The organism is Metabacillus sp. 22489, from assembly GCF_052044855.1.
GTDB classification, from domain to species: Bacteria; Bacillota; Bacilli; order Bacillales; family Bacillaceae; genus Metabacillus; species Metabacillus niabensis.
Genome location: NZ_JBQENT010000016.1, coordinates 63,520 through 76,608, shown reverse-complemented (window position 1 = coordinate 76,608; position 13,089 = coordinate 63,520). Strand labels below are relative to the sequence as shown.

The window sequence follows — 13,089 nt, the reverse complement described above, 5'->3', positions numbered from 1 at the left end:
GACAGTAATTTCGGTCTTGAAAGGCTGAAACGTTTTTCAAGTAGCAAGAGAAAAAAACAGAACCAATCTAAAAGGAGGAGAAACATGAAACGAAGACATAAGAAGAGTGCAAGTATTGTCATGGTACTTGTCCTACTTTTAAGCTTAGTTTCACCATTTGCTAATTCACATGCAAAGGCTGAAACTAGTGCGGATTTAATTATCTCAGAATATGTTGAAGGTTCTAGTTTTAACAAAGCCATTGAGTTATACAATGGAACGAGCGCAGAAATCGATTTAAGTGAATATACTCTTGAACATTATAATAATAGTGGAAGTGCCACAACCGGAACAACGACAACGGATAAGGTATTACCATTAGTGGGTAAGATTGCTGCTGGTGATACATACGTTATCTCGCGTTCAGATGCGAGTTCCGCTATTGTTGCTGTTGCTGATTATATTGATGAAAGCAAAAATGTCATTAATTTCAACGGTAACGATCAAATCGTTCTTAAGAAAAATGGAACGGTTGTGGATTCAATTGGACAAGTTGGATCAGTGGAAAATTCCCTTGCAGATGTTTCTCTAGTTAGAAATAGTAATATTCTAACAGGAGATACAACGATTGATGATGCTTTTGATCCTACTAAGGAATGGACGAATTTAGGGAAAGATAACTTTTCAAATTTAGGAACGCACACATTCGGTGAACCTTCTGAAGAGGAACCGACAGAACCGACAGAGCCTGAAGCACCAGCAGAAGCAATGACAGTTGCAGAAGCTCGTGAAGCAGGAGCAGGTAATATCGTAACAATTGAAGGTATCGCTACAACAAGGAATGGACTTTGGGGTTATGATACTTTCTATATGCAGGATGAAACAGCGGGAATGTTCGTTTATAGTAGCCCGAAAGATGTACAACCTGGGGATAAAGTAAAAATTACTGGTAAGTTATTAACTTATAAAAACGAATTAGAAATTCAACCAACGAGTATGGAGATTATTTCCTCTGGTAACAGTCTTCCAGAAGCTCAAGTTATCGCGCCAACAGCTGTTAACGAAGCAACTCAAGGGGAATTACTAAAACTAGAAAATATAACAATTACTAACCTTGAAAGCGATAGCTATGGAACTGCGATTTTCCAAGCAAAGACAGAATCAGGTGAACAGGTACGTGTTATTCATGATAATCGCACAGGTTCTGACTATAATGAACTGATTAAATACTATAAAGAAGGCGACAAAGTTCATTTAACAGGAATCGGCTCGATTGATAATGATGGATATCATTTAAAGACATTTGGTCTTGAAAGCTATGATTTAGTCAACAAACCAGCAGTATATGTAGAACAACCACAAGGCACTGTACCAGCGGGCACAAAAATTGAACTGAAATCTGGTATTGAAGGTGCTGTGATTTATTACACGACAGATGGAACAGAACCAACTACAGAAAGTACAAAATATGTGGAACCAATTGCCTTAAATACTGGAGACACAACGATTAAAGCGATTGCTGTTAATGGTGAGGAAGTAAGCGAAGTATTTAGCTTCACTTATACGATTTTAAATACTGAAGGCGTGAAAATTCGTGATATTCAAGGAAAAGGACATGTTTCAAAATATGACGGTTCTTCGGTAAAGGGTATTACGGGTGTTGTAACATATGTTATTAACGGATCATCTTTTATCATTCAAGATGAAAATGCCGACGATGACAATACAACATCAGAAGCGATTCAAGTGTACAAATCATCTTATGGAGTTTCTGTCGGTGATAAAGTATCAGTTGACGGAACTGTAGAAGAGTATGGTGGCGGTGCAAACCTTTCTAAAACTCAAATTAACGCAAGTTTAATAACAAAGACGGGAACGGCTGAGTTACCAGCGCCACTTGTCGTTGGAAAAGACATCATGCCTCCTAACAAAATCATTGATAATGATGAGATGAAATCATTTGATCCTGCTGAAGATGGGATTGATTTCTGGGAATCTGTAGAATTTATGCGAGTTTCATTCCCGAATGCGAAAGTAGTTGGCCCTCCTTACTCAAATGATGTTCCAATCATTGTTGAGAGCACGACAAACAATGAGCTAAATAATCAAGGCGGTCTAAATATTGCAGCAGATGATTATAACCCGGAAAAAATATTTTTAGACAATGTAGGCAGTAACTTCAAATCAGGTGATACGTTTGATGGTGATGTTGAAGGGGTTATTTCTTACTCAAGCACAGGCTATCAGCTCTTAACAAACAAAGAGACATTACCAAAAGTAATCGAGTCTACAATTCAGCCTGAAGTAACTCATATTGAACCAGCTGAGGATAAATTAACTGTTGCATCATACAATATCGAAAACTTCTCAAACAATAAATCAAATACACCAGATGAGAAGGTAGCGAGAATTGCGAAAACATTTGTAGACAATATGAAATCTCCAGATGTTATTACGTTAGTTGAGGTTCAAGACAATGATGGAGAAACAGATTCAGGTAATACAGATGCTTCAGAAAGCTATCAACGCTTAATTGAAGCGATCAAAGCTGCTGGAGGTCCTGCTTACGAATGGACAGACGTGGCTCCTGTTAATAATGATAATGGTGGAGCACCTGGTGGAAATATTCGTGTAGGATATCTCTATAATCCAGAACGCGTGTCATTAGTTGACGGAACAAAAGGTACTGGTACTCAAGCAAATGCATGGAGTGAAGAGGGAAATTTAACTCTTAACCCAGGTGTGATTGACCCAGCGAAATTCCCTAATACACGTAAACCGATTGCTGCTGAATTTGAGTTCAAAGGTGAGCGGGTAGTTGTTATTGGAACACACTTGAACTCTAAAGGTGGAGATCAATCATTATGGGGATCTAACCAGCCTCCAAAATTAAATTCTGAAGCGGAACGACATGGATTAGCACAAGCAATTAATGATTTTATCGATGAGGGACTTGCAAAAAATCCTGATTTAAACGTTGTCCTTGCTGGCGATATGAATGATTTTGAATTTACAAAAACATTGGACATCCTTAAAGGAAACGAATTAACAAATATGGTGGATAAAGTTCCAGCAAACGATCGTTTCTCATATTTCTTCCAAGGCAACAACCAAGTGCTTGATCATATTCTAGTTTCGAACAACATCGCAGATAGCACAGTAGCAGATATGATTCATATTAATGCAAACTATACAGAAGCACAGGGACAAGCTTCTGATCATGATCCGTTATTGATTCAAGTTGATTTAACGGACAAAGAAACAGACAACTTTGATTTAACAGTTCTACACACAAATGATACACATGCATCCTTAGACAACATGCCGAAGACAGTTACTGCTGTTAAAGAAGAAAGAGCGAAGGATCCGAACGCACTTCTTTTACACGCAGGAGATGCATTCACTGGAACGTTGTACTTTAACGAATTCCATGGTCAAGCAGACTTAGCTTTAATGAACTTAATGGGCTTTGATGCGATGACATTCGGTAATCATGAATTCGATTTAGGTTCTTCAGCTACAGGACATGAGGGATTAGTTGAATTCATCGAAGGTGCAAAATTCCCATTTGTAAGTGCGAACGTTGATTTTTCAAAAGATGATAAATTCACTGGAATTTTCAATGATTCAGTTACAGCTGATGCCAAGAACGGTCAAATTTATAACGGAATTATTAAAGAAGTAAATGGTGAAAAGGTCGGTATCTTCGGATTAACAACAGAAGAAACCGTTGCGATTTCTAGTCCAGGTTCTATCGCGTTTGAAAACTATTTAGAAGAAGCGGAAAAAGCTGTTAAAGACTTAGAAGCACAAGGTGTTAACAAAATTATCGCTTTAACACATATCGGTTATGATGATAATGCGGCAATCGACAATGATCTTATCCTTGCAAAAGAAGTAGAGGGCATCGACATTATCGTTGGTGGCCATAGTCACACAACTTTAACAGAACCAACGGTAATAGCTGAAGATGAAACACCAACAGTTATCGTGCAAACAGGAAATGCGAATAGTAACTTAGGTGTACTTAATGCGGAATTTGATGAGAATGGTGTCATTGTAGCTCACAAAGGTCAATTAATTCCAATCGGTGACCAGGAGGCGGACAAGGAAGCTGCCGAAATTTTAGCGCCATTCAAGGACCAAATTGACAAAGTTGCCCAACAAGAAATTGGTGTCACAGCTGAAGTCGCATTAGAAAATCCACGTACAAATGGAGATAATAATCAGCCAAGCGTACGTAAAAATGAAACAATCTTAGGAAACTTAATTACAGATGGAATGCTTGAAAAAGCAAAATCATTCACTGGCGAAAATGTCATTATGGCATTACAAAACGGTGGTGGAATCCGTGCCGCAATTGATGCAGGTCCAATCACGGTTGGTGAAGTCATTACAGTTCTACCATTTGGTAATACATTAGCAACAATGGATGTCACTGGTGCTGAGTTAAAAGAAGCATTTGAAATTAGCTTCGGTAAATACCCAGCAGAAAATGGCGGATTTTTACATGTAGCTGGCGGAAAAGTGGAATTTGATTCAACAAAACCGGCAGGAGAACGTGTCGTATCTGTAAAATATTTAGATGAAAATGGTAACTATGTAGAAGTTGAAGACAATGAAACATATACAATCGCAACAAATGCCTTCACAGCTAAAGGTGGAGCTGGGTATGACGTCTTTGCGAAAGCATATGAAGAAGGACGTGTAACAGATTTAGGTTTATCAGATTGGGAAAACTTCAGAGATCATCTAGTAAGCTTAGAAAAGATCCCAACAGAAGTAGAAGGCCGAATTGTCGATACAAGCAATGAAATAGACAACTTTGATTTAACAGTTCTACACACAAATGATACACATGCATCCTTAGACAACATGCCGAAGACAGTTACTGCTGTTAAAGAAGAAAGAGCGAAGGATCCAAATGCACTTCTTTTACATGCGGGAGATGTATTTACTGGAACGTTATACTTTAACGAATTCCAAGGTCAAGCAGACTTAGCATTAATGAACTTAATGGGCTTTGATGCAATGACATTCGGTAACCATGAATTCGATTTAGGTTCTTCAGCAACAGGACATGAAGGATTAGTTGAATTCATCCAAGGAGCAAAATTTCCGTTTGTAAGTGCCAACGTTGATTTTTCAAAAGATGATAAATTCACTGGAATTTTCAATGATTCAGTTACAGCTGATGCCAAGAACGGTCAAATTTATAACGGAATCATTAAAGAAGTAAATGGTGAAAAGGTCGGTATCTTCGGATTAACAACAGAAGAAACCGTTGCGATTTCTAGTCCAGGTTCTATCGCATTTGAGAACTATTTAGAAGAAGCAGAAAAAGCTGTTAAAGATTTAGAGGCACAAGGTGTTAACAAAATTATTGCGTTAACACATATCGGTTATGATGATAATGCGACAATCGATAACGATTTAGTCCTTGCAAAAGAAGTAGAAGGCATCGATATTATCGTTGGTGGTCATAGTCACACAACATTATCAGAACCAACGGTAGTAGCTGAAGATGAAACACCAACAGTAATCGTGCAAACAGGTAATGCGAATAGTAACTTAGGTGTGCTAAATGCGGAATTTGACGAAAATGGTGTCATTGTAGCCCACAAAGGTCAATTAATTCCAATCGGTGACCAGGAAGCAGACAAGGAAGCTGCAGCTATTTTAGCGCCATTCAAGGAACAAATTGACAAAGTTGCCCAACAAGAAATAGGTGTAACAGCTGAAGTCGCATTAGAAAATCCACGTACAAATGGAGACAATAACAGCCCAAGTGTACGTAAAAATGAAACAATCTTAGGAAACTTAATTACAGATGGAATGCTTGAAAAAGCAAAATCATTCACTGGCAAAAATGTCATTATGGCATTACAAAACGGTGGTGGAATCCGTGCCGCAATTGATGCAGGTCCAATCACGGTTGGCGAAGTCATCACTGTTCTACCATTTGGTAATACATTAGCAACAATGGATGTTACTGGTGCTGAGTTAAAAGAAGCATTTGAAATTAGCTTCAGCAAATATCCAGAAGAAAATGGTGGATTCTTACATGTAGCAGGCGGTAAAGTGGAATTTGATTCAACAAAACCAGCGGGAGAACGTGTCGTATCTGTAAAATATTTAGATGAAAATGGTAACTATGTAGAAGTTGAAGACAATGAAACATATACAATCGCAACAAATGCCTTCACAGCTAAAGGTGGAGATGGGTATGACGTCTTTGCGAAAGCATATGAAGAAGGACGTGTAACAGATTTAGGTTTATCAGATTGGGAAAACTTCAGAGATCATCTAGTAAGCCTAGAAAAAATCCCAACAGAAGTAGAAGGCCGAATCGTTGATGTAAATGATCAACCAGGAGAAAACCCAGGTGAAAATCCAGGAGAAAACCCAGGTGAAAATCCAGGAGAAAACCCAGGTGAAAATCCAGGAGAAAACCCAGGCGAGAATCCGGGAGAAAATCCAGGTGAGAATCCAGGAGAAAATCCAGGTGAGAATCCAGGAGAAAATCCAGGCGAGAAACCAGGCGAGAACCCAGGAAATAAACCAGGAGAAAACCCAGGAAATAAACCGGGAGAGAATCCAGGAAATAAACCAGGAGAAAATCCAGGAAATAAGCCAGGTGAAAACCCAGGAAATAAACCGGGAGAAAAACCAGGAAATAAGCCAAATGAAAACCCAGGAAATTCAAATAATGCAAAAGAAATTAAAGTGCCTGTAACTAAGAAAGGCAACAAGTACACAATTAGTGATGATGCACTTAAAAATCTTGAAGAAGAAGGTATAGTTGTAATTGAAGTTGACAATAAAATAAATGCAACTTTAACACTTACTAAAGAACAAATTCAAGCTTTAAAAGATGCTAATGCAATAATTGTTGTAACAAATGGAAATGTCGATGTACAAATCCCTGCTTCTATTCTGCCATTAGCAGATAATCTAAATATTAAAATCGAGAAAATGGAAGCGAAAGGCTCTCTAGTTGCATACGACTTTACAATTGAAGCTGACGGCAAGGCGTATCATCAATTCAGTGAGAAAGTTAAACTTACATTCAAGGTTAATCCGAAACAAGTGAAAAACCCTAACAATGTAAAAGTTTACTATTGGAATGAAGCAGAAGGAAAATGGGAACTAATCGGCGGGGAATACAAAAATGGAGAAGTCTCAGCATATACTGATCACTTCAGTACGTATGCAGTATTCGACGGCGAACCAAATTCAACTTCAACTCCATCTCAAGCTGAACATGTACTTCCGAACACAGCAACGAACAACTTTAACATCATTCTTGCAGGTATCGTGTTCGTTCTAGCTGGGGGAGTATTATACTTCGTAAAGCGAAGAAAGACTGCTTCAAATTAATATGAAGTAATGAAAGAAAGGCGTGCTCATTTGATGCACGCCTTTTCTTGGTTATTTAAATAATCACTAATTCCTAGTTTTACTAAAGACGTACTCCGTTAATAAACTAGTAAAGTTCACTGCAGCCTTTGATAAATAATGATTCTTCAGCGATATTAAAGCCGTTGATGCAGATAGCTCTGTTTCTGTAATTTTTGATGCGTGAATATTGTTGCATTTGTATTGGTTTATGACAGTTTCGGGAACAATTGCGCCTCCTAAATTACTTGCTACTAAATCTAATAATAGGGAAATATCAGAGCATTCGGCAATAATGTTTGGCTTTAGCTGTGCTTTCGAAAATGCCTCTAAAATCATATAGTGAACGCCAAGTCCTTCTGTGCTTGGTAATATCAACGGGTGGTTTTCAATGTCAGCAAGTGTAATCTGTTGATGATAGGGTTGTTTTTTTTGTGCAGTAATATAGTAAAAAGGTTCTGTTTGAAGATGGATCACGGAAAAATCATTTAACTCGAGTGGTAAGCGGATAATTGCTATTTCAACAATACGGTCTCTCACTAATTGACAAAGCTGGGATGACTCATTTTGATGAATTTTATAAGTAATTTTAGGATGCTTGTTGTGGAATTGCTGCAGTAATCCTGGTAATCCAGCTACCGAAAACGTATTGATTCCTAGCGTCAGTTTTCCGCTTTCCCCACTACCGACCTCCTTAACTTCGATTTTCGCTTCTTCCATTAACTGAGTCATTTGCAGTGCATACTTATATAAGGCTTTTCCTGCTTCTGTCACTCCTAAAAACTTCCCATTTCTTTCTACTAATTTTGTACCAAGCTCATCCTCCATTGCTTTTAGCTGCTGGCTTAACGGTGGCTGGGAAAGATGAAGTCTTTCAGCGGCAGCAGAAATTTTTCTTTCTTCTACAATTGCTATGAAATATCGCAGTTGTCTAATATCCATCAGTAAAGATCACCCTCCCTATATGAAAAACTTAAGTAAAACTAATTTTTTTAATATTTTTCATATACTCGATTCTAAGATACCATGATCTTAGGTGAAATGAAATTTTTCAAAGCAGTATAGTGATGCTTTTTTAGGAAGAATTATTCATCATTACTTTTTTAAGGAGTGTTATGTAATGAGTCTCGAACAATTTATGAAACTCGCAATTGAATTAGCTTATGACAATGCGAAAAATAAAAAAGGGAAACCATTTGGTGCAGTGATTGTGAAGGATGGAGAGATTGTTGCAAAGGGAGTAAACAATGTTCTTGAAACACACGACCCAACTGCACATGCTGAACTTCTAGCAATTCGTCAGGCTAGTCTCTCTCTTGGTACATCTGACCTCTCTGACTGTGAACTATTCGCAAGCGGGGAGCCGTGCCCGATGTGCTTAAGTGCGATTTACTGGGCGAACCTTAAAGGTGTTTATTATTCCTATACTGCACAAGAGGAAGAGGAAATTGGCTTAGGAACGAAATACGTATATGAGCAAATTGCTCTTCCAAAGGAACAACGAGATATAAAGTTAATAAGGCTAGATAAGAATGATGGAGAAAAGAATCCTTTTGCTCTTTGGAAGGAAATGAATAAGGCAGAGATTATTTGAATAGAGGCGAATCATTTATGTGGAAGTGGATGCTGGCATTTGTTGTTATGCTTTTGCTTCAAGGGTGTATTTCTAACACAAGCAGCGAACCGAAAAAACAAGAGAAGGGGGAGGAAAACGTGGGAGAGGAATTAAATAACCAACTGCTTCAAGCTGCAGAGGATGGAGAGGCAGATTCGATACATAAACTCCTTGAAAAAGGAGCAAATATTAATGCACAGGACTCACAAGGACGGACAGCGATGATGATTGCGACTTATAACAATGATGTGAAAACGGCAAAGGTTCTTATCGACGCAGGAGCAGATGTAAATATTCAGGATGATATGAAAAACAATCCCTTCCTGTATGCTGGAGCAGAAGGATATATAGAAATTTTAAAGCTTACAATTGAAGCAGGGGCAGACCCAACAATAACGAATCGGTATGGAGGAACAGCTTTAATCCCTGCCTCTGAGCATGGATATGTGGACGTCATCAAGGAGCTACTCACTCGTACAAAAATTGATGTCAATCATGTGAATAATCTAGGTTGGACAGCTTTATTAGAGGCGATTATTTTGAATGATGGAGGAAAAAGGCAGCAGGAAGCAGTGCAATTGTTAATCGAGCATGGGGCAGATGTGAATATTCCCGACAATGATAAGGTGACTCCTTTACAGCATGCACGTGAGAAAGGCTTTAAAGAAATTGAAACCATTTTGTTAAAAGCAGGGGCGAAATAAATAGGTTGTTGCTGATTATAAATTACACAGAAACCCCGATTCAAATCAGTTTTGAATCGGGGTTTGTTTACATTATTAAATATTCTCCTGAATTAACCCATCAATAATATTTTCCTTTTTAATCTTTTGAATCGAATAAAGCATTGCAGAGCTAACGATGATAAATATCGCTACAATGACGAATAGAATATTCATCCATGGGAGGATGAAGCCATATTCAAACGTATTTTGTAATGACCAATACATAAGGAACATGACAACTCCACTTATCGGAAGCCCGTACAGTAAAGCCTTAACACCATAAAAAATACTTTCGTAATAAATCATTTTATTGAAGCCTTTTGGTGTGAGACCAACTGATTTTAACATCGCAAATTCTCTTTTTCGTAAGGAAATACTTGTTGAAATTGTATTGAAAATGTTTGCGATTGAGATTAAAGAGATTAACGCGATAAAGCCGAACGTAAACACAGATAAAAACATAATAAGCTGCTGTTCATTTTGTTTTTGTTTAAAGACATTGTATACATAAACATTTGAGGAGGTGGTATCTTCAATCTCTTTTTGTGTCGCGATCGGGTCAGAGCTATTCAAGTATAGATAGTGCTCGACCATCTCTTTTACTTCTGCATTACCATTAATTAGCTCATCCATCGTTTTTTGCGGAACGATGATATTTAACCCTCCTAGACCTGCGGGTGTTACTCCCATTGGAACCTCGTCTGTTAATGCACCAATTTTTAGTTCAGGTAATGCGACATGCTCCATCGTTTCATAGTTTTTTAATACAAGCTCAATTTTATCACCAGGTTTTGCGTGAAGAATTGCTTTTGTTTCAATAAATTTACCTGAGTCAAAATCCTGATAAGAAGTTTTATCCACCATAATCGCTGTTGGTTGCTCTGAATCTGTGAAACTCTTCAAGTCTGTTCCGACCGTTTCTGCATAAGTACGGAAGGATGAATCATCTAGACCATACAAATTTACATAATACTCATATTTCCCGTCTTCGATTTGTAGGTCTTCTTCTTTAATTTTCTCAACTAACAAATCGGGAAGTGCATCTTCAGGAATTGCTGCATTAATCTGAATTCTCGTTTGAATGCTAGTTTCTGTTACATTCTTTAGATGTGTGAACGGTTCTAAATCAAGAGGTGACATGTCGTTACTAGATACTGAAATATCGAAATTAACTCCATCCTGTGATAGCTCTGCTGACTTGCTGATGCTATTTGTAAAAAACGAAACAGATAAATAAAGAACAATGCTGATAACGAGCGAGAATACAGTCACTTTATAGCGTTTTTTATTTCGCTTAACGTTTTTTAACCCGATTTCAGCTTCGATTCCAAATATTTTACGCACGAGCTTTGAAGTTTTAACGGTTTTTCCCGATAATTTAATATCTTGTGTTTGACGAATCGCATCAATCGCTGAAATTTTTGATGCTTTTCGTGCTGGTAAATACGTAGAGATAAAGATTGTTAGGATGGAGATGAGACAAGCAATAAGTAAAGATAGAGGTGTAACAATGACTGCTAGCTTCTCACCACTCTCTCCTAATGCACCATGTAGATATTTGTTAATAAACCAAAACGTAGCAGCTATTCCGCCAACTCCAGCAATAACACCGATTGGGATACTAATTAAGCCAATAAGAAATCCCTCAAAAAAGACAGAGTTGCGCTTTTGCTTTTTCGTCGCACCGACACTTGATAACATTCCTAAATGTCGCGCACGTTCAGAAACGCTTATCGCAAACGCGTTATAAATTAAGGCAACGGAGCCAACGATAATAACGACCATAATAATTCCAGCGAGGGAAAATAATGTCAATCTCAAACTATCATTATCTGTTACACCGTAATAACGCAATAATTCCTCATTATATACAACCTTGTCAATGTCGTTTTCCTTTTTAATTTTGTTGACCTTACTATAGAGTGAGCCATTCACTTTATCTACCACTACAATCGCATCAAAACGATCTTTTTCAGTTAATAAAGTAGAATCGATATAGTTTATGACAGTATAACCTGGCGACCATGTTTGCTCCCATACAGGACGTTTCATAATCCCGACAATTGTAAAGCTGTTCGTTTCTTCAATTTGCAATGTTTCCTTTGTCCCGTCCTCAAGCTGCTGCAAAGGATCATTTTGTCCAAATGGGGCCTCTGCACCTTCAAGTATCCTTTGGCCAATTTCAACCGTTAGCTTATCACCAAGATTGTAATTAAGTTTAGCGTCTTTGAGCAATTCCTCTGAAATGACGACTTCATTTGCTGCCTTTGGAAGACGTCCCTTGCTTAATTCAACCGGAAACTGCTTATAGCCTTGTTTGTTGAATTCTTTTATAAAGATATAAGGTTTGTTTCGATTTTCTGAACCTTGTATAGGTGAATAACCACGGTCGTTTGCAATGACTAATTTGTCTGTTGATTCATCTTTCGCAATCGCGCCAAGCTGTTCCTTCGTAATATTTTTATACTGAACATGCCATTCACCGGTATCTGCTATTGTTTGTCTTTTCATTAAATCTAAAAAGGAAACCCCTAAGGTTGAAACAGCCATAATCATGGCAACGGAAATGATAACACCGATAATTGTGATAAGTGTCCGTCTCTTATTTTTTCTTAAATGTCTAGCTGTTAATTTATTGACGATGTTCATGAACGAATCACCTCGTCCTTAGCGATTCTTCCATCTTCAATTGAAATGACGCGATCGGCTTGCAGTGCAATACGCTCATCATGGGTAATGACGATAAGTGTTTGATTAAATGTTTTGTTAAACATTTTTAATAGCTCCATAATCTCTTCGCTATTTTTACTGTCTAAATTACCAGTAGGCTCATCGGCAAGCATAATCGCGGGATTGCTTATCAACGCTCGTCCGATTGATACACGCTGCTGCTGACCACCTGATAGCTGATTCGGTAAATGGCCGAGGCGATGTGTTAAACCTAGCTTTTCAACAATCTCGTTAAATTGCTTCTTATCAACCTCATGTTCATCCAAGAGCAAAGGCAATGTGATATTTTCTTCAACCGTTAAAATAGGGATAAGATTATAGAACTGATAAATTAAGCCAATTTGTCTTCTTCGAAAAATCGCAAGCTGTGTTTCGTTTAGATTGTATAAATCTGTATTATCAATGAACACCTTGCCGCTAGTAGGGCGATCAACACCACCGAGTAAATGTAGCAAGGTTGATTTACCTGATCCGGATGGACCGATGATAACGACGAATTCACCTTTTTTTACAGAGAATGAAACATTATCTAACGCCTTAACAGCCGTTTCTCCTTTGCCATACACTTTAGACAGATTTTCTATTTGTAATATATTCATTTTCATTACCTCCATATTGTTTGTGACTATAGTATATCTGCCT

General features: G+C 37.9%; 6 protein-coding genes. 3 read left to right on the top strand and 3 right to left on the bottom strand.

The genetic code is table 11. The features are described 5' to 3' along the window. Nucleotides 1–84: 84 nt before the first annotated feature. A complete protein-coding gene (locus tag ACTJJ9_RS11675; protein ID WP_440768668.1) occupies nt 85–7,359 on the top strand; it encodes a 5'-nucleotidase C-terminal domain-containing protein in 7,275 nt (2,424 codons plus the stop codon). 66 nt (nt 7,360–7,425) lie between these two features. Here ACTJJ9_RS11675 and ACTJJ9_RS11670 read toward each other — a convergent pair whose 3' ends face one another. Continuing rightward, nucleotides 7,426–8,319 (bottom strand): LysR family transcriptional regulator, encoded by an 894-nt coding sequence (locus ACTJJ9_RS11670; RefSeq protein WP_145580566.1) that lies wholly within the window; start codon nt 8,317–8,319, stop codon nt 7,426–7,428. Between the two features lie 178 nt (nt 8,320–8,497). On the opposite strand from ACTJJ9_RS11670, the gene ACTJJ9_RS11665 reads away from it, so the two are divergent. Both ACTJJ9_RS11665 and ACTJJ9_RS11660 read left to right on the top strand, forming a co-directional pair. Beyond that, the gene (locus tag ACTJJ9_RS11665; RefSeq protein WP_145580565.1) at nt 8,498–8,971 is read left to right on the top strand and encodes a nucleoside deaminase; all 474 of its coding nucleotides are present in this window, start codon (nt 8,498–8,500) and stop codon (nt 8,969–8,971) included. Nucleotides 8,972–8,988: 17 nt separating this feature from the next. After that, nucleotides 8,989–9,696: an ankyrin repeat domain-containing protein gene (locus ACTJJ9_RS11660; protein WP_145580564.1), complete on the top strand. Its 708-nt coding sequence runs from the start codon at nt 8,989–8,991 to the stop codon at nt 9,694–9,696. A 75-nt stretch (nt 9,697–9,771) separates the two neighbouring features. Here the strand turns inward: ACTJJ9_RS11660 and ACTJJ9_RS11655 are convergent, their stop codons facing one another. Both ACTJJ9_RS11655 and ACTJJ9_RS11650 read right to left on the bottom strand, forming a co-directional pair. Then, a complete protein-coding gene (locus tag ACTJJ9_RS11655) occupies nt 9,772–12,366 on the bottom strand; it encodes an FtsX-like permease family protein (RefSeq protein ID WP_145580563.1) in 2,595 nt (864 codons plus the stop codon). Further along, nucleotides 12,363–13,046 (bottom strand): ABC transporter ATP-binding protein, encoded by a 684-nt coding sequence (locus ACTJJ9_RS11650; protein ID WP_095301212.1) that lies wholly within the window; start codon nt 13,044–13,046, stop codon nt 12,363–12,365. Before ACTJJ9_RS11650 ends, ACTJJ9_RS11655 begins: the two co-directional genes overlap by 4 nt. Nucleotides 13,047–13,089 lie beyond the last annotated feature (43 nt).

Bases quoted from the DNA above. Each gene is read 5' to 3' on its own strand.
- ACTJJ9_RS11665 (WP_145580565.1), top strand. From the start codon at position 8,498: ATGAGTCTCGAACAATTTATGAAACTCGCAATTGAATTAGCTTATGAC.
- ACTJJ9_RS11660 (WP_145580564.1), top strand. From the start codon at position 8,989: ATGTGGAAGTGGATGCTGGCATTTGTTGTTATGCTTTTGCTTCAAGGG.
- ACTJJ9_RS11675 (WP_440768668.1), top strand. From the start codon at position 85: ATGAAACGAAGACATAAGAAGAGTGCAAGTATTGTCATGGTACTTGTC.
- ACTJJ9_RS11670 (WP_145580566.1), bottom strand. From the start codon at position 8,319: ATGGATATTAGACAACTGCGATATTTCATAGCAATTGTAGAAGAAAGA.
- ACTJJ9_RS11655 (WP_145580563.1), bottom strand. From the start codon at position 12,366: ATGAACATCGTCAATAAATTAACAGCTAGACATTTAAGAAAAAATAAG.
- ACTJJ9_RS11650 (WP_095301212.1), bottom strand. From the start codon at position 13,046: ATGAATATATTACAAATAGAAAATCTGTCTAAAGTGTATGGCAAAGGA.